Source organism: Streptomyces sp. NPDC001339 (assembly GCF_042895955.1).
Taxonomy (GTDB): Bacteria; Actinomycetota; Actinomycetes; order Streptomycetales; family Streptomycetaceae; genus Streptomyces.
In genome coordinates this window covers 26,919-47,216 of sequence record NZ_JBIAWT010000023.1, presented here as the reverse complement: position 1 = coordinate 47,216, position 20,298 = coordinate 26,919, and the positions used below count along the sequence as shown (strand labels likewise).

The window sequence follows — 20,298 nt, the reverse complement described above, 5'->3', positions numbered from 1 at the left end:
CGCACCAAACCCCACACCGCAGCCGCACCCACATCCCCCACACCCTCACCAACCCCCACCCCCACCGCACCCCGCGACACCAACACCAACCGCGAACCAGACCACCGCTCATCCCCCAACCACGACTGAACCAACGCCAGCGAACGGTGCAACACCGCACGCACCGCGTCAGGACCCTCCTCCGCGGTCACCACACACGGCACGAACACCACCTCCGGCGCCGGACCGGACACCCCGGCCAACGCCTCCAGGTCGGGGAAGGAGTCGGCGTACGTGCCCGCGGCCGACAGCGCCGCCCGCAGCCCCAGCGGGTCGTCGCCCAGCACCGCACAGCGCCCGATCGGCGTGGCCGACCCGGCGGACGGCGTGGCATCGTCGGCGACCGGCGTCCAGTCCAGCCGGAACAGGGAGCGGGCGAGCCCCGCCGGCCCCGACAGCGAGGCGAGCGAGGTGTCGGAGATCGGGCGGAGCATCAGCGAGTCGACCGAGACGACCGGTGCGCCGGTCTCGTCGGCGGCGTCGATCGCCACCGCGTCCTCGCCCGTGGGCGTCAGCCGTACGCGCAGCGTGGACTCGCCGCTGGAGTGGAGCCGGATGCCGGACCAGGCGAACGGCAGGCGTGGGCGCCCGGTTGCGGCGCCGTCCGCTCCTTCCCCGCTGTCCCTTCCTTCCTCGCTGTCCCTCAGCGCGCCGAAGCCTGCGGCGTGCAGGGCCGCGTCCAGCAGGGCCGGGTGCAGGCCGAAGCGCCCCGCGTCACCGCGTACGGCCTCCGGCAGCGCGACCTCGGCGAAGACCTCGTCGCCGCGCCGCCAGGCCGTGCGCAGACCCTGGAAGGCCGGGCCGTAGGACACGCCGGTCTCCGTCATACGGGTGTAGAAGTGGTCGGTCACTACGGGCTCGGCGCCGGACGGGGGCCATACGGAAAGGTCGCTGCCGTCCTGCGGTGCCGCCACGGCAAGCACGCCGGTGACGTGGCGGACCCAGGCGGCGTCCTCGTCGTCGCGCTCCTCGGCACGTGAGTGCACCTGGAGCGAGCGTCGGCCGCCGTCGTCGGCCGCGCCCACGGATACCTGTACGGCCACTCCGCCACGCTCGGGCAGTACGAGCGGCGCCTCCAGGGTCAGCTCTTCGACGAGGCCGCAGCCCACCTGGTCACCGGCCCGAACAGCCAACTCCACAAAGACCGTTCCCGGAAGCACAGCCGTGCCGCTCACCACGTGGTCGGCGAGCCAGCCGTGCGAACGGAGGGACAGTCGGCCGGTGAACAGCCAGCCTTCACCGTCGGCCAGCGACACGGCAGCACCCAGCAGCGGGTGTTCGGCCGTACCCAGCCCCAGCCCTTCGGCGTTGGCCGCGTCGACCAGTACGCGGGGCCAGTAGCTCTCGTGCTGGAAGGCGTAGGTGGGGAGGTCGATGCGGCGGGCGCCTACGAAATACGGGGACCAGTCGACCGCCACGCCATGGACGTACGCCTCACCGAGAGAGAGCAGAAAGCGGTCCAAGCCACCCTCATCACGACGCAGAGACCCCAGAGCACGGGCCTCGCCGTAACCCGACGCCTCCAAAGTGTCACCGATGGGCATGGTGAGGACCGGGTGGGCCGACACCTCGATGAACGTACCGAACCCCTCAGCCGCCAACGCCTCGACAGTTTGCTGTAGTTGAACGGTCCGACGGAGGTTGCTGTACCAGTACTCGGCATCCAACTCCTCACCGCCGACCCACTCCCCCGTCACCGTGGAGAAGAAGCCCACCTCGGCAGAGCGCGGGGTGATCGGAGCAAGCACGTCAAGAAGCTCGCCGCGAATGCGCTCGACCTGAACGCTGTGCGAGGCATAGTCGACGGGGACACGGCGAGCACGGACACCATCCGCCTCACAAGCAGCCAGGAGTTCGTCCAGGGCATCGGGCTCACCGGAGACCACCACAGCCGCCGGACCATTCACCGCCGCAACACCAACCCGACCGCCCCAAGCAGCGATCCGCGCCTCCACATCCACCAGCGACGCAGCGACGGAAACCATCCCGCCCTCACCGGCCAGGGCGAGAAGGGCCTTGCTGCGCAGGGTCACCACGCGGGCCGCATCGTCGAGCGAGAGCGCCCCCGCCACCGCAGCCGCCGCGATCTCCCCCTGCGAATGCCCGATCACCGCATCCGGCACCACCCCGTACGAACGCCACAGCTCGGCCAGGGAGACCATCACAGCGAACAGGACAGGCTGGACCACATCCACACGGTCGAGAGAGGGCGCACCCTCCGTACCGCGCAGCACGGACAGCAGATCCCAGTCGGTGTAGGAGGCGAGCGCGTCGGCGCACTCACCCAACCGCTCCGCAAACACCGGAGCACAATCCAACAACTCCACCGCCATCCCCACCCACTGCGACCCCTGCCCCGGAAACACCAACGCCACCCGCCCAGCACCCGAGGCAACCCCCGACACCACTCCCCCACCAGGCGCACCCCCAGCCACCACCGACAACCCCGCCAGCAACTCCTCACGGCCCGCACCCACCACCACCGCCCGATGCTCAAACACCGACCGCGACGACACCAACGACCAACCCACATCAGCGAGTTCGCGGTCACCAAGGCCGGCGGACCGGGTGGAGAGCCGTTCGGCCTGAGCCCGGAGGGCCGCCTCGGAACGTGCGGACAGCACCCAAGGCAGTGCGCCGACACCGTCCTCCGTGTCACGGGCGGCAGGCTGCTCGGCCTGGACAGGGGCCTGCTCCAGGATGGTGTGGGCGTTGGTACCGCTCATGCCGAACGAGGAGACGGCGGCACGGCGGGCGCGGCCGGTCTGTGGCCAGGGGCGCTGGTCACGCAGCAGCTCGACGGTGCCGGAGGACCAGTCGACGTGCGAGGACGGCGCGTCCACGTGCAGGGTGGGCGGCAGCGCGCCCGCCCGCAGGGCCATCACCATCTTGATGACGCCGGCCACGCCCGCCGCGGCCTGCGTGTGGCCGAGGTTGGACTTCACCGAGCCCAGCCACAGCGGGTGGTCCGCGTCGCGTCCCTTGCCGTAGGTGGCCAGCAGGGCCTGGGCCTCGATCGGGTCGCCGAGGGTGGTACCCGTGCCGTGGGCCTCGACCACGTCCACCTCGCCCGTTCCCAGACCGGCGTTCTCCAGCGCGGCACGGATGACGCGCTGCTGGGAGGGGCCGTTGGGAGCGGTCAGGCCGTTGCTGGCGCCGTCCTGGTTGACGGCGGAGCCGCGGACCACGGCCAGGACCGGGTGGCCGTTGCGCAGTGCGTCCGAGAGGCGTTCGACGACGAGCATGCCGGCACCCTCGCCCCAGCCCGTACCGTCGGCGGCCTCCGCGAACGCCTTGCAACGGCCGTCGGCGGCCAGCCCGCGCTGCCGGCTGAAGGCGATGAAGGCGCCGGGGCTGGCCAGTACGGTGGCGCCGCCTGCCAGGGCGAGGTCGCACTCGCCCTGCCGCAGCGACTGCACGGCCAGGTGGAGGGCGACCAGGGAGGAGGAGCAGGCGGTGTCGACGGTGACGGCCGGGCCCTCCAGGCCGAAGGTGTAGGAGAGCCGGCCGGACAGGACACTGGCGGCGCTGCTGGTGGCCAGGTAGCCGTCAAGGACCTCGGCGGAGCGCAGCATGAGGGTGCCGTAGTCCTGGCCGTTGGAGCCGACGAAGACACCGGTGCGGCTGCCGCGCAGGGTGTGCGGGTCGACGCCGGCACGCTCCACGGCCTCCCAGGAGGTCTCCAGGAGGAGGCGCTGCTGGGGGTCCATGGCGAGCGCTTCGCGCGGCGAGATACCGAAGAAGGCCGGGTCGAACTCCGCGGCGCCGTCGAGGAATCCGCCCTCCCGTACGTACGAGGCTCCGGGCCGGTCCGGGTCCTCGTCGTAGAGGGCGTCGTTGTCCCAGCCCCGGTCGGCGGGGAAGGGGCTGATGGCGTCGGTGCCGTCGCAGACGAGGCGCCACAGGTCCTCCGGGGAGCGCACCCCGCCCGCGAAGCGGCAGCCCATGCCGACGACGGCGATCGGCTCCCGGTTCCCGGCTTCGGCCTCCTCAAGCCGGCGCCGGGTGTCCTGAAGATCGGCCGAGACCCGCTTGAGGAAGTAGCGGAGCTTCTCCTCGTTACCCGCCCTCTCCTCGTTCCCGGCCTTCTCCTCGTTGCCCGTCTTCTCCTCGTTCCCCGTCGTCGTCACTTTGTCGCTCCAAGAAGGAAATCAGGGCATTCGGGCATACAGTGCGGGCTCAGATGCTGCTGCTCCGCGCGGTGCGGACTCACGGAATACCGGCTCACGAGATACCGAACTCCTTGCCGATGAAGTCGAAGATCTCGTCGTCGGTCGCCGCGTCGAGCGCGTTGCCGGAGCCGTCCTGGCGCTCGGCGTCCGCCGTGTCACCGGGGGCGCCCCACTTGGCGAGCAGGGCACTCAGGCGGTCGGCGACCTTGGCTCGGTCGGCGTCCTCCGCGGCCACGCCGGTCAATGTGGCATCCAGGCGGTCGAGTTCGTCGAGCAGCGGGTCCAGGCCCGCCGGTCCGTCCGGGGCCAGCTCGGTGTGCAGATGGTCGGCGAGCGCGGCCGGGGTCGGGAAGTCGAAGATCAGCGTCGCGGGGAGGGCCAGGCCGGTCTCGGCTTCGAGGCGGTTGCGCAGTTCGACGGCGGTGAGTGAGGTGAAGCCCGCGTCGCTGAACGACTTGCGGTCGTCGACCGCGTCCGGGGCCGGGTGTCCGAGCACCGCGGCAACGTGGGTCCGTACGGCGGTGAGTACCAGGTGGGCGGCATCGGCGCGGGAGAGCCCGGCCAGCCGCTCGGTGAACGGCTCGGCCGGCACCGCGCTCGGCGCCGTTTCGGAAGCGGGCAGGACCTGGGTCTCGGGGAGGTCGCGGAACAGCGGGAGCGGCCCGGCGGCCGGGCCGCCCTCCAGGTAACGGGACCAGTCGATATCCGCCACCAGCAGCGACTCCGGTCCCGCCGCGGCACCGGCCAGGATCTCGGTGGCCGTCTCCGGGTCCAGGGCGAGGACGCCGGAGCGGCGCATCCGCTCCTGGACCGCGCTGCCGTCGGCGGCCATACCCTCACCGGCCCACGGGCCCCAGGCCAGGGCCACGGCCGGAAGGCCGTCCTGGCGCCGGTGCCGGGCCAGGGCGTCCAGCGCGGCGTTGGCGGCGGCGTAGTTGGCCTGCCCGGCGGCGCCGACGGCGCCGGCCATGGAGGAGAACAGTACGAAGGCGTCCAGGTCGAGGCCGAGTTCGCGGGTGAGGCGGTCGAGTACGACGGCGCCGCCGACCTTGGCCCGCAGGACGTGGGCGAAGCGCTCGGGGGTCATCGCGTCGATCACGCCGTCGTCCAGGACGCCCGCGGCGTGCACCACGCCGGTCAGCGGCCGCTCCGCAGGGATGCCGGCCAGCAGCCGGGCCACCTCGTCGCGGACGGCGATGTCGCAGGCCGCGACGGTGACCCGGGGGCCGAGCTCGGCCACCAGCTCCGCGGCGCCCGGCGACCGGTCGCCGCCGCGGCTGACGAGCAGGACGTGCTCCGCGCCGTCGCGCAGCAGCCGGCGGGCGACATGGCCGCCCAGGGCGCCGGTGCCGCCGGTGACCAGGACGGTGCCGCGCGGGGTCCACGGGGTACGGCCGCCGGCCGCGCGGGCGAGGCGGCGTGCGAGAACACCGGTGGGACGCAGGGCGACCTCGGTCTCGGCGGGGCCGGAGTGTCCGGTGGCGCCGGAGGCCAGTACGGCGCACAGGCGCGCGCCGGTGGCCTCGTCCACGCCCGGGTTCCCTGCCGTGACGGCCGGGAGGTCGACCAGGCCGCCCCAGCGCTGGGGATGCTCCATGGCGACGGTGCGGCCCAGGCCCCAGAACGCGTACCGCAGCGGGTGTGCCAGGCGGTCCGAGCGGCCGGTGGAGACCGCGCCGCGGGTGACGCACCACAGGGGGGCCGCCACGGAGGCGTCGCCCAGCGCCTGGACGAGGGTCGCGGTGTCGGCCAGGCCGGGAACGGCCGCCCCGTCCATGTCCGGTCCGGCGGCCAGGGCGAGCAGCGACAGCACGCCGGCCGGGGTGTCCGTGCCCAGCGCCGCGCCGATCGCGGCGGCCAGCTCCGCCCGGCCGGTGCCGGCGGCGACACGTACGACGGCGGTGTGTGCGCCGTGGCGGGCGAGGGCGGCGGCGGTCGCGACGACGGTCTCCTGCTCCCCCTCGGCCGTGTCGACGGGCAGGGCGAGCAGCCAGGTGCCGCCGAGCGGGGTCCGGGGGTCGGGCACGGCCTTCCAGACCGTGCGGTACCGCCGGGAGTCCGCGGCGTCCCGCTCGCGCCGGGCCTTGCGCCAGGTCGACAGGACGGGCAGAACGGCGCCCAGCGAGTCGCGGTGGGCCTCGTCGGCCTGGAGGGTGGCGCTCAGCGTCTCCAGGTCGCCGCTGTCCACGGCCTGCCAGAAGCTCTCCTCTGCGGGTGAGCCGGCGGCCGTCCGGGGGCGAGGGGTCGGCTCGGGCCAGTAGCGCTTGTGCTGGAAGGGGTAGGTGGGCAGGTCGATCCGGCGGGCGCCGGTACCCGCGTACAGGGCCCGCCAGTCGACACCTACGCCGGCGACATGGAGCCGGGCAAGAGCGGCCAGAGCCGCCTCCTCCTCGGGACGGTCACGACGCAGCGACGGCACCACAACCACCGCCTGCGAACCATCGGTCAGACAGTCACGGACCATGGCCGTCAGCACGGCATCCGGACCCAACTCCAAAAAGACACCGGCACCTGCACGCTCCAGAGCACGGACACCATCCGCGAAACGCACCGCCTCACGCACATGACGCACCCAATAGCCCGGATCGCACAACTCCTCCGCCGTCGCCAACTCACCCGTCACATTGGAAACCACCGGCAACGACGGAGCCCCATACGACAACCCCACCGCCACCTTCCGGAAATCCTCCAACATCCCGTCCATCAACAGCGAATGGAAGGCATGACTCACCCGCAACCGCTTGACCTTCACCCCACGCGCCGCCAACCGCCCGGAAACCTCCAGCACGGCACCCTCACCACCCGAAATCACCACAGAACGCGGCCCGTTCACCGCCGCGACCGAAACCCCCTCAACCCCGTCCAGCTCAGCGCGGACCTCACCCTCCGCAGCCCCCACGGACACCATCGCACCACCGGACGACAACGCCTGCATCAACCCGGCACGGGCCACGACCAGGGCCGCGGCGTCCGGCAGCGACCACACCCCGGCCGCGTACGCCGCGGTCAGCTCTCCGATCGAGTGCCCGGCCAGGAAGTCCGGGTGCACGCCCCAGGACTCCAGGAGCCGGAACAGCGCGACCTCGACGGCGAAGAGCGCGGGCTGGGTGAAGCCGGTCCGGTCCAGGGCCTCGGCGTCCTCGAAGACCACCGCGCGCAGCGGGCGATCCAGGTGGGTGTCCAGCTCGGCGCAGACCGCGTCGAAGGCGTCGGCGTAGACCGGGAACCGCTCGTACAGCTCACGGCCCATGGCGAGGCGTTGGGCGCCCTGTCCGGTGAACAGGAAGGCGGTCGGCGGGGTTTCCGCCGTGGCGCGTACGAGGTGGGGGGCGGACCCGCCTTCGGCCAGCGCGGCGAGGCCGGACAGCAGCTCCTCGCGGCCGGTGCCCACGACCGCCGCGCGGTGCGCGAAGGCGGTACGGGTCGTCGCCAGTGACAGTCCGATGTCCGCCGGGCTCGCCGAGTCCAGCGGGCCGCCGTCGCTCAGCGCCGACAGCAGGTTGTGCGCCTGGTCCCGCAGGGCCTGTTCCGCACGGGCCGAGACCGGCCACACCACTGTACGGGTGTCGCCCTGGGCGGGCGCCGGGGTCCGCTCGGCGGCCGCCGGGGCGGGGGCCTGCTCCACGATGGTGTGGGCGTTGGTGCCGGACAGGCCGAAGGAGGACACCGCGGCGCGCCGGGGGCGACCGCTCGTCTCGGGCCACTGGCGGGCCTCGGTCAGCAGCTCGACGGCGCCTGCCGACCAGTCGACGCGCGAGGACGGCGTGTCGATGTGCAGGCTCTTGGGCAGCACGCCGTGCCGCAGCGCCAGCACCGTCTTGATGACGCCCGCGACACCGGCGGCCGCCTGGGTGTGCCCGAGGTTGGACTTCACCGAGCCCAGCCACAGGGGCCGGCCGTCCTCCCGGGCCTGCCCGTATGTGGCGATGAGGGCCTGGGCCTCGATGGGGTCGCCGAGGCGGGTGCCGGTGCCGTGCGCCTCCACGGCGTCCACGTCGGCGACGGAGAGCCGCGCGCTCTCCAGCGCGGCGCGGATGACGCGCTGCTGGGAGGGGCCGTTGGGCGCGGTCAGCCCGTTGCTGGCGCCGTCCTGGTTGACGGCGGAACCGCGGACGACGGCAAGGACGTCATGGCCGTTGCGTACGGCGTCCGACAGGCGCTCGACCAGCAGCAGGCCGACGCCCTCGCCCCAGCCGGTGCCGTCGGCCTCGTCGGCGAACGCCTTGCAGCGGCCGTCGGCGGCCAACCCGCGCTGGCGGCTGAACTCCACGAAGGTGGCCGGGGTGGACATGACCGAGACTCCGCCGGCCAGGGCGAGGTCGCACTCGCCCTGGCGCAGCGCCTGGGCGGCCAGGTGCAGGGCGACCAGCGAGGAGGAGCAGGCGGTGTCGATGGTCACCGCGGGGCCTTCGAGACCGAAGGTGTAGGAGAGACGGCCGGAGACGACGGCGGCGGCGTTGCCGGTGCCGACGAAGCCCGCGGCGTCCTCCTCGGGGGCGGTGGCCAGCAGCCCCGGGTAATCCTGGCCGTTGGTGCCGGCGAAGACGCCCGTACGGCTGCCGCGCAGTGATCGCGGGTCGATGCCCGCACGCTCGAACGCCTCCCACGCGGTCTCCAGCAGCAGCCGCTGCTGCGGGTCCATCGCCAGGGCCTCACGCGGCGAGATACCGAAGAACTCCGCGTCGAAGTCCGCGGCGCCGTCGAGGAACGCACCCTCGCGGGTGGCGGACGCACCGGGGTTCTCCGGATCGGGGCCGTACAGCGCCGCCAGGTCCCAGCCGCGGTCCGCCGGCAGGTCCGACATGGTGTCGGCCTCGGCGAGCAGCAGGCGCCACAGGTCCTCGGGGGACCGGACGCCGCCCGGGAAGCGGCAGCTCATGGCGACGATGGCGATCGGCTCGTCGGCCGGGGCGGGTGCCATGGGCGCGTCGGCGGCGCGGTCGGTGGCCCGCGCCCCGTCGGCGTCCGGCCCGGCCAGCTCCTGGAGCAGGTGTGCGGCCAGTGCCTCCGGCGTCGGGTAGTCGTAGATGAGGGTGGCGGGCAGGGCGAGCCCGGTGGCCGCGTCCATGCGGTTGCGCAGCTCGACGGCGGTCAGAGAGGTGAACCCGCTGTCTCGGAAGGCGCGTTCGGGGTCGACGGCCGTGGCGTCGGGGTGGCCCAGGACCGCGGCGACATGGGTGCGGACGAGGTCGAGGGCGGCGCGGCGGGCCTCGGGCGCGGACAGCCCGGTGAGGCGCCCGGCAAGGCCCTGCCGGTCGTCGGTACGGTCCGCCCGTACGGCGTCGGCGGCGCGGGCGACGGAGACCGCCTCGGCGAGCTCACCGAACAGCGGGCGGGGGCGCAGGGCCGTCAGCGCGGGCACGTACCCGGACCAGTCGACGTCGGCGACGACCGCGACCGGGTCGGGTCCGGCGGCCGCCTCGGCCAGCGCCTCCAGCGCGGGCTCGGGCGCCAGCGGGACCATGCCGGAGGCCCGCAGCCGGCGTTCGAGGGTCTCGTCCCCGGCCGCCATGCCGCTGCCGGACCAGGGGCCCCAGGCGATGGACACCGCGGGGAGCCCGGCCGCGGCCCGCCGCTGGGCGACGGCGTCCAGCGCGGCGTTGGCCGCGGCGTAGTTGCCCTGCCCGGCCGCGCCGAGGGTGCCTGCCACGGAGGAGAACAGCACGAAGGCGTCCAGGTCCGCGTCCCGGGTCAGCTCGTCCAGGTGGGCGGCGGCCGACGCCTTGGCCCGGACCACGGCCTCGAAGCGCTCGGGCGTGAGGGCATCGAGCACACCGTCGTCGAGGACGCCCGCCGCGTGCACCACGGCGGTCAGCGGCCGGTCGGTGGATATCCCCGCCAGCAGCGACGCCAGGGCGTCGCGGTCCGCCGCGTCACAGGCGGCGACGGTGACTTCGGCGCCCGACTCCCGCAGCTCCGCGGCGAGTTCGGCCGCTCCGGGAGCTTCGGCGCCGCGCCGGCCGGCCAGGATCAGCCGCTCGGCGCCGTTGCGCACCAGCCAGCGGGCGACATGGGCGCCCAGGGCGCCGGTGCCCCCCGTCACCAGAACCGTGCCGCGGGGCTGCCAGCGCGGCACCGCCGCACCGGCCGGGGACGCGTGCTCCGTGCGGGACTGCTCCGTACGGGGCGCACGGCTCAGGCGGCGGGCGAAGGCGCCGGACGACCGCAGGGCGACCTCGTCCTCGTCGCCGGTCAGTGCCGCGACGAGCCGGGTGCCGGCACGCTCGTCGAACGCCTCCGGCAGATCGATCAGGCCGCCCCAGCGCTGCGGATACTCGTGCGCCGCCGCCCGCCCGAGGCCCCACACCTGGGCCTGCGCCGGGTCGACGGCCCGGTCCGAGCGCCCGGTGGACACCGCACCGCGCGTCAGGCACCACAGCGGCGCCATCACCCCGGCGTCACCCAGCGCCTGCACCAGGGCCAGGGTCGCCGCCGCGCCGGCCGCGACCGAGGCGGCCCGCGCGTGCCTGCGCGTGTCCAGGGCGAGCAGCGAGACCACTCCCGCCGCCGACTCGCCTGCCAGCGCGGTACGGACCCGCTCCGCCAGCTCCGCCCGGCCCGCCGTCGCGGCGTCGGCCTTCACGGGGGTGACATGCGCGCCGTACGAGACCAGCGTGCGCACCAGGTCGGCCGCGGCCTCGTCGGCCGTGCCCTCCGGGACCACCAGCAGCCAGCGACCGGAAAGCCGCGGGGTACCGGCGGCGGCCAGCGGGCGCCAGGCGATCCGGTAGTGCCAGGAGTCGATCTTCGAGCGCTCGCTGTGCTTGCGCCGCCACGCGGACAGCGCCGGGCGCACGGCACCGGCCAACTCCTCGTCCAGCTCCAGCGTGGCCGCGAGCTCGGAGAGCTCGGCCCGCTCGACGACCTCCCAGAACCGGGCGTCGACCGAGCCGGCCCCGCCCGTGGCCGGAGCGCTCCGCTCCTTGCCCGGCAGCCAGTAGTGGCGGCGCTGGAACGGGTAGGTGGGCAGGTCGATCCGGCGGGCGCCGGTACCCGCGTACAGGGCCCGCCAGTCGACACGTACACCGGTGACATGCAGCCGGGCAAGAGCAGCCAGAGCCGCCTCCTCCTCGGGACGGTCACGACGCAGCGACGGCACCACAACCACCGCCTGCGAACCCTCGGCCAGACAGTCACCCACCATGGCCGTCAGTACGGCATCCGGGCCCAACTCCAGAAAGACACCGGCACCTGCACGCTCCAGAGCACGGACACCGTCCGCGAAACGCACCGCCTCACGCACATGACGCACCCAATAGCCCGGATCGCACAACTCCTCCGCCGTCGCCAGCTCACCCGTCACATTGGAAACCACCGGCAACGACGGAGCCTCATACGACAGCCCCACCGCCACCTTCCGGAAATCCTCCAACATCCCGTCCATCAATGGGGAATGGAACGCATGACTGACCCGCAACCGCTTGACCTTCACGCCACGCGCCGCGAACCGCCCGGAAACCTCCAGCACGGCACTCTCACCACCCGAAATCACCACGGAACGCGGCCCGTTCACCGCCGCGACCGAAACCCCCTCAACCCCGTCCAGCTCAGCACGGACCTCACCCTCCGCAGCCGCCACAGACACCATCGCACCACCGGACGACAACGCCTGCATCAGCCCGGCACGGGCCACGACCAGCCGGGCCGCGTCGGCCAGGTTCAGCACTCCTGCCACATGCGCGGCCGCCAGCTCACCGATGGAGTGCCCGGCCACGAAGTCGGGACGGACACCCCAGGATTCGGCGAGGCGGAACAGGGCCACCTCGACGGCGAAGAGAGCGGGCTGCGTGTGGCCCGTCCGATCGAGCGCGTCGGCGTCCTCGAAGATCACCTCACGCATCGGCCGTTCCCGGTGAGCGTCCAGCTCCGCGCACACGGCGTCGAAGGCTTCGGCGAAGACCGGGAATCGGCCGTACAACTCCCGGCCCATTCCGAGACGTTGGGACCCCTGTCCGGTGAAGAGAACCGCCAGCTTGCTCTCGCCGCGGACCCGGCCCAGGACGAGGGACGCCCCGGGCAGCTCCGACGCGGCGTCCGAGAGCGCCCGGGCGGCCTCGTCACGGCCGGCGGCGCACACCACCGCGCGACACTCCAGCGAGCCGCGCGTGGTGGCCAGCGAGTAGCCCAGGTCCGCCACGGTCAGTCCGGGGTCGTCCGCGATGCGTCGCGCCAGGCGCCGCGCCTGCTCCCGCAGCGCGTCCTGGGTACGGGCCGAGAACACCAGGGGGACGGGGCCCTGGCCGGTCTCGCCGGACGCGGGCTCCGGACCCTCGGCGCCCGACAGCTCGGCTTCCGGGGCCTGTTCGATGATGGTGTGGGCGTTGGTACCGCTGATGCCGAAGGAGGAGACGGCGGCACGGCGGGGCCGGTCGGCGTCCCGCGGCCAGTCACGTGCTTCGGTCAGCAGCTCGACGGTGCCCGCGGACCAGTCCACGTGCGAGGTCGGTTCGTCGACGTGCAGGGTCTTGGGCAGCGTGCCGTGCCGCATGGCCATCACCATCTTGATGACGCCCGCGACACCGGCGGCGGCCTGGGTGTGGCCGAGGTTGGACTTGACGGAGCCCAGGTGCAGCGGCCGGCCCGAGGGCCGGTCCTGCCCATAGGTGGCGATGAGGGCCTGGGCCTCGATCGGGTCGCCGAGGGTGGTGCCGGTGCCGTGGGCCTCCACCGCGTCCACCTCGCCGGGCGCGAGTCCGGCGCCCGCGAGGGCCTGCCGGATGACACGCTGCTGGGAGGGCCCGTTGGGGGCGGTCAGGCCGTTGCTGGCGCCGTCCTGGTTGACAGCCGAACCGCGTACGAGGGCGAGCACCTGGTGCCCGTGGCGAACGGCGTCGGACAGCCGCTCCACGAGGAGCAGGCCGGCCCCCTCGCCCCAGCCGGTGCCGTCGGCGGCCTCGGCGAACGCCTTGCAGCGGCCGTCGCCCGACAGGCCGCGCTGGCGGCTGAACTCCGCGAACATCCCGGGGTTGGCCATCACCGCGACGCCGCCCGCCAGGGCGAGGTCGCACTCGCCCTGGCGCAGTGACTGCACCGCGAGGTGGAGGGCCACCAGCGAGGAGGAGCAGGCCGTGTCGACCGAGACGGCCGGGCCCTCGAAGCCGAAGGTGTAGGAGAGGCGGCCGGAGACCACACTGGTCGCGTTACCGGTGAGCAGGTGCCCCTCGACGCCCGTCTGGTCGTCGGCGACGCTGTCGCCGTAGCCCTGGTAGGCGGCACCGATGAAAACGCCGGTACGGCTGCCGCGCAGGGTGGCCGGGTCGACGCCGGCGCGCTCGAAGGCCTCCCAGGAGGTCTCCAGCAAAAGGCGCTGCTGCGGGTCCATCGCCAGGGCCTCATGCGGCGAGATCCCGAAGAACTCCGGGTCGAACGCCCCCGCGTCGTAGACGAAGCCGCCCTCGCCCACGGCGTGGGCGCCGAGGTCGTAGAGCGCGTCGGTGTCCCAGCCGCGGTCGGCCGGGAATCCGGCGATGGCGTCACGTCCCTCGGCGACCAGCCGCCACAGGTCCTCGGCGGAGGCCACACCGCCGGGGTAGCGGCAGCTCATGGCGACGATGGCGACCGGATCGCCGTCCAGCGCCGGGGAAACCGCCGGAGCCACGGCGGGTACGGCCGACTCGGCGGCCTCCCCGACGAGTTCACCGTACAGATACGTCGCGAGAGCGGCCGGGGTCGGGTAGTCGAAGACCAGGGTCACGGGCAGCCGCAGTCCGGTGACCGTGTGGAGACGGTTGCGCAGTTCGACGGCGGTGAGCGAGTCGAAGCCGATGTCCTTGAACGCCCGGCCCGGGTCGACGGCCTCGGCAGCCGCATGCCCGAGCACCGCCGCGACATGCGTACGGACCACATCGAGCAGCCGGCTCCTGGCGTCCTCGGCCGTGAGCCCGGCGAGGCGTTCGGCGAGCCCGCCGGCCCCCGCTTCGGACGAGGCCGCCAGGGCACGGCGCACGGGAGCGCGGACCAGGCCGCGCCACAGCGGCGGCAGACCGCCGTTCGCCGCCTGGGACCGCAGCACACCGAGGTCCAGCTGGACGGGGACCACCAGCGCCGAGCCCACGTTGTCGGCGGCGTCGAGTGCGGCGAGGCCGTCCTCGGTCGACAGCGCACCGATCCCCGACCGCACGATCCGCGACAGATCCTGCGCCTCCAACCCACCCGTCATCCCACTGGCCTCAGCCCACTGACCCCACGCCAATGACACTCCCGGCAGACCCAACGACCGCCGATGCGCCGCCACACCGTCCAACGCCGCATTCGCAGCGGCGTAGTTGGCCTGCCCGGCCGCACCCGCCACCCCCGACAACGACGAAAACAGCACAAACCACGCCAGATCCACACCCCGCGTCAACTCATCCAGATGCCGCGCCCCCTCCACCTTCGCCTCCCACACCCGGGACAGGCGCTCGGCGTCCAAGGCGGTCACCACCCCGTCATCCACCACCCCCGCCGTATGCACCACTCCCGTCAGCGGATGCCCGTCCGGAATGGCCGCCAGCACCTCGGCCAGCGCCTCACGGTCCGCCACATCACACGCCACCACCCGTGCCTTCGCACCCAAGGATGCGAGGTCGGCCACCAGCTCGGCCGCCCCCGCCGCCTGCGGACCACGACGGCTCAGCAACACGAGATGCCGCACCCCGCGCACCGCCGCCAGATGCCGGGCCACCGCCGCGCCGAGTGTGCCGGTACCGCCCGTCACCACCACCGTCCCCGTCCGCTCCAGATCACGCGGCAGCATCAGCACATTCTTCCCCACATGCCGCGCCTGACTGATGAACCGGAACGCCTCCGGCGCCCGCCGCACATCCCATGCCCGCACCGGCAACCCCGCCAGCACACCCTCCTCCAACAGCCCCACCACCCGCCGCAGAATCTCCCCCAACCGCTCCGGCGACGGATCCCCCAGATCGAACGAGCAGTACCCCACCCCGCCATACACCCGCGCCACCTCATCCGGATCCCGCAGATCCGCCTTCCCCATCTCCACAAACCGCCCGCCCGCCGTCACCAACCCCAACGACGCCTCCACGAACTCCCCCGCCAGAGAGTTCAGCACCACATCCACCCCACGCCCCCCGGTCCCCGCCCGGAAGGCCTCCGCAAAACCCGTATCCCGCGACGACTCAATATGCGCATCATCCAGCCCCAGCCCACGCAAGGTCTCCCACTTGCCCGCACTGGCAGTCGCAAACACCTCCGCCCCCGCCCACCGCGCCAACTGCACCGCAGCCATCCCCACCCCACCCGCACCCGCATGCACCAGCACCGACCCATCCCCCACCAGCCCGCCCAGATCGAACAACCCATAAAACGCCGTCACATACGCCACCGGCACCGACGCCGCCCGCGCCCACGACCACCCCCGCGGCACCCCCACCACCAACCGCGCATCCGTCACCGCCACCGGCCCTACCGCACCCCCGAACAACCCCAACACCCGATCCCCCACCGACACCCCCACAACCCCCGGCCCCACCTCAACCACCACACCCGCGGCCTCCGACCCCATCACCGCACCCGCATCCGGATACATCCCCAACGCGATCAGCACATCCCGGAAATTCACCCCCGCCGCACGCACGGCAACCCGCACCTCACCCACGCCCAACTCACGAGTCCCGGAATCGTCCGGCAGCAGCGCGAGGTCGTCCACGGACCCGCCGCCGGTCGTACCCAGCCGCCACCCCATCTGCCCGTCGGAACCGGCGAGTTCGCCGGGCACGGCCGGGGCCGCAAGAGCCGTGGCCGCCGCGCGCACCAGACGCGGCGCGACCAACTTGCCGTCCCTGACGGCCAGTTGAGTCTCATCCGTACGCAGCGCGGCCAGCAGAGCGTCCACGGGGAGGGGGTGCTCCTCGAGGTCCACCAGCACAAAGCGTCCCGGGTGCTCGGACTGCGCCGACCGCACCAGGCCCCACACCCCGGCCGCACCCCGGCCCCGCACATCCTCGCCCTCGGCGGAGACCGCTCCTTCGGTCACCACGACCAGCCGGGCGTGCTCGGTGCGCTGCGCGGCCAGCCATGCCTGGACGAGTTCCAGGACGCGGTGCACAGCCTCGGGACCGTCCGTCCCCTCGTCGGCGCAGGGCGCGAAGACGATATCGACGTCCCCGTCCACCGTGTCGACCCCGGCCACCCGTCGTATGCCTTCCGCGCCCAGCGCCTCGGCGGCGCGGGAGCCGTCCGTGCCGAGCACGGCACAGCGCTGCGGGGACACACCGTCCTCGGCCGCCGCCACCTGCATCCACTTCAGGGCGTAGAGCGACTCCATACCGGTCGGCTGCGCGGCCGTGCGGAGGGCGGCGGAGACCGGGCGCAGTACGAGGGAGTCGACGGTGGCGAGCGGGGCGCCCGCAGCATCGAACACGGCGACCGCGACGGCGTTCTCACCGGCCAGGGACAGCTTCACGCGCAGTGCGGACGCACCGGTCGCGTGCAGCCGTACGCCGCTCCACGAGAACGGCATACCGCCGGACGCACCGCCGTCGCCCTCACCCGTCTCGCCGCCGTCTCCGCCCACGCCGAGGCCGAGCGGGTGCAGCGCGGCGTCCAGCAGTGCGGGGTGCAGTCCGTACACGTCCGCCTGCGCGGCGAACTCCTCCGGGAGCCGCACCTCGGCGAAGAGTTCCGCCCCGTGCCGCCAGACCCGTTCCAGCCCCTGGAACGCATCGCCGTAGACGAATCCCAGGCCCGCAAGACGCTCGTACAGGCCGGAGAAGTCCACCGGTTCGGCGTCGGCCGGGGGCCACTGGCCCAGGCCGTCCGCCGACATGGCGGCGCCGGGCGCCAGCACACCCGAGGCGTGCCGGGTCCACTCCTCCGCGCCGTCCTCGTCATGCGAGAACACCTCGACCTCGCGCCGGCCGGAGCCGTCGGCGGGCCCGACAGCCACCTGCACCGCCACACCGCCACGCTCCGGCAGCACCAGCGGCGCCTCCAGCGTCAACTCCTCCACCACATCACAGGCCGTCTCATCCCCGGCCCGCACCGCCAGCTCCAACAACGCCGTCCCCGGCACCAACACCTGCCCGGCCAGCGCATGCCCCGACAGCCACGGATGCGACGCCAACGACAACCGCCCCGTCAGCAGCACCCCGCCATCGCCCGCGAGGCGCACCACCGCACCCACCAGCGGGTGGCCTGCCGCGCCCAGCCCGACCGACGCCACATCGCCCGCGGAGCCGGTCAGCGGCGGCCAGTAGCGCTGCCGCTGGAAGGGGTAGGTGGGCAGGTCGATCCGGCGAGCGCCGGTGCCCGTGAAGAACGCGTCCCAGTCGACGCGTACACCCGTGACGTGCAGCTGAGCGAGAGCGGTCACCGCCGCCGACTCCTCCGCACGGTCCCGGCGCAGGGACGGGACCAACACGGCGGCCGAGTCGCCCGACAGACAGTCCCGGGCCATCGCCGTCAGTACGCCGTCCGGACCCAACTCAAGGAAGGCCCCGACGCCTTCACGATCCAGCGTACGGATACCGTCGGCAAAGCAGACCGCCTCACGAACATGACGAACCCAGTAGTCGGGGTCGCACAGCTCCTCCGCCGTCGCCAGCTCACCCGTGACATTGGAGACCACTGACAGGGACGGGACCTCGTACGACAGACCGGAGGCGATGCGGCGGAAGTCCTCCAGCATCCCGTCCATCAACGGCGAATGGAACGCGTGACTCACACGGAGGCGCTTGGTCTTCACACCACGAGCCGCGAAGCGGTCGGCAAGCTCCAGTACGGCCGACTCGTCGCCCGAAATCACCACGGAATTCGGACCGTTGACGGCTGCGATCGACACACTCGTGACGCCGTCCAGCTCGGCGCGGACCTCGTCCTCCGCCACCGCCAGCGACACCATCGCACCACCGGACGGCAACGCCTGCATCAACCGCCCACGAGCCGCCACCAACCGCGCCGCATCCGCCAACCCGAACACCCCGGCCACATGCGCCGCCACCAACTCACCCACCGAATGCCCGGCCACAAAGTCCGGCCGCACACCCCACGACTCGGCGAGACGGAACAACGCCACCTCAACGGCGAACAGCGCAGGCTGTGTGAACTCCGTCCGGCCCAACGCCTCCGCGTCCTCGAACACCACCTCACGCAACGGCCGCCCCAAGTGGACGTCCAGCTCCGCACACACCGCGTCAAAGGCATCCGCATAGGCCGGGAACCTCTCGTACAACTCCCGCCCCATGCCGACTCGCTGCGCACCCTGCCCGGTGAACAACACCGCCAGCGGCACCTCATCCCCGGCAACCCCCGAAACCACACCACCAGCCACCGCACCCTCAGCCACCGCCGACAACCCGGACACCAACTCATCCCGCCCGGAACCGACCACCACCACCCGATGATCCAACGCCGCCCGCGACACCGCCAACGACCAACCCACATCCACCGCCGACACATCACCCCCAGCAACCCACGACACCACCCGCCGCGCCTGCTCCCGCAACGCACCCGCACCCGCGGCCGACACCACCCACGGCACCACCACACCCTCACCGACCCGAGCCGGAACCGGAACCGGGGCCGCGTCGTCCGCAGCCCCGGAAACCTCCGGCGCCTGCTCCACGATCACATGCGCATTGGTACCGCTCACGCCGAAGGCCGAGACACCGGCCCGCCGCGGGCGCCCGTCCACCGACGGCCACTCCCGCGCCTCCGTCAGCAGCTCCACCGCGCCCGCCGACCAGTCCACTTCGGTGGACGGCCGGTCGACGTGCAGGGTCTTGGGGAGGATGCCATGCCGCATCGCCATGACCATCTTGATGATGCCGCCGACACCGGACGCCGACTGGGTGTGGCCGATGTTGGACTTGAAGGCGCCCAGCCACAGCGGGCGGTCGGCGGGGCGGTCCTGGCCGTAGGTGGCAAGCAGGGCCTGGGCCTCGATGGGGTCGCCGAGGCGGGTGCCGGTGCCGTGCGCCTCCACCGCGTCCACATCGGCCGTGGTCAGGCCGGACCTGGCGAGTGAGGCGCGGATGACGCGCTGCTGGGAGGGCCCGTTGGGCGCGGTGAGGCCGTTGCTGGCACCGTCCTGGTTGACGGCCGAACCACGGATCACCGCCAGGACCTGGTGGCCGTTGCGGCGGGCATCCGACAGACGCTCCAGCAGGAGCAGGCCGACGCCCTCGCCCCAGCCGGTGCCGTCCGCGGCCTCCGCGAACGCCTTGCAACGGCCGTCGGAGGCCAGGCCCCGCTGACGGCTGAACTCGGCGAAGGCCATGGGGCTGACCATGACGGTGACACCGCCCGCGACGGCGAGGGTGCACTCGCGCCGGCGCAGGGCCTGGCACGCCCAGTGCAGGGCGACCAGGGAGGACGAGCAGGCCGTGTCCACGGTGACGGCCGGACCCTCCAGGCCGTAGGTGTAGGACAGCCGGCCGGACATCACACTCGGGGCCTCGCCGGTGAGGAGGTAGCCCTCGGCGCCTGCCGCGGCGCCCTGCATCCGTACGCCGTAGCCGGAGGAGTTGGCGCCGATGAAGACGCCGGTGCGGCTGCCGCGCAGGGAGTGGGGGTCGATGCCGGCCCGTTCGAAGGTCTCCCAGGAGGTCTCCAGCAGGAGCCGCTGCTGCGGGTCCATGGCGAGGGCCTCGCGCGGGGAGATACCGAACAGGGCGGGGTCGAAGTCGGCGACGTCGTAGAGGAATCCGCCCTCGATGGTGTGGCCGGCCGCGCCGTCGGCCCCGTACAGCTTGTCCACGTCCCAGCCGCGGTCCCGGGGGAAGGTGTCCATGGCGTCGACGCCGTCGGCGACCAGCCGCCACAGGTCCTCGGGCGAGCGGACGCCGCCCGGGAAGCGGCAGCCCATCGCCACGACGGCGACCGGCTCCTGGTCCTGTGCCTCCGCCTCGTGGAGGCGTTGCCGGGTCTGGTGCAGATCAGCCGTGACCCGCTTGAGGTACTCAAGGAGCTTGTCTTGATCCGACATCAGAACCTCATCCGTTCGTTCGGCGGTGCTCTGCGGCCGGCCGGCGGGCCGGCCGCTTTCCGATCCAGGTGGTTACGGGCGGTTGGTTACGGGCGGTTGGTCACGGGCGATGGATTACGGGGCGGGGCGGGGCGGGACAGGGGTAGTGGGGTGGTGGGG

General features: G+C 73.0%; 2 protein-coding genes. Both read right to left on the bottom strand.

Features of this window, described 5'->3' with window-relative positions; genetic code table 11:
• A partial coding sequence (locus tag ACFY12_RS34955; protein WP_390720021.1) for a type I polyketide synthase occupies nucleotides 1-4,169 on the bottom strand: 4,169 nt, incomplete at its 3' end.
• Nucleotides 4,170-4,263: 94 nt separating this feature from the next.
• Entirely contained in the window at nucleotides 4,264-20,142 is a 15,879-nt protein-coding gene (locus ACFY12_RS34950; protein ID WP_390720023.1) for a type I polyketide synthase, read from the bottom strand.
• Between the last annotated feature and the right edge of the window lie 156 nt (nucleotides 20,143-20,298).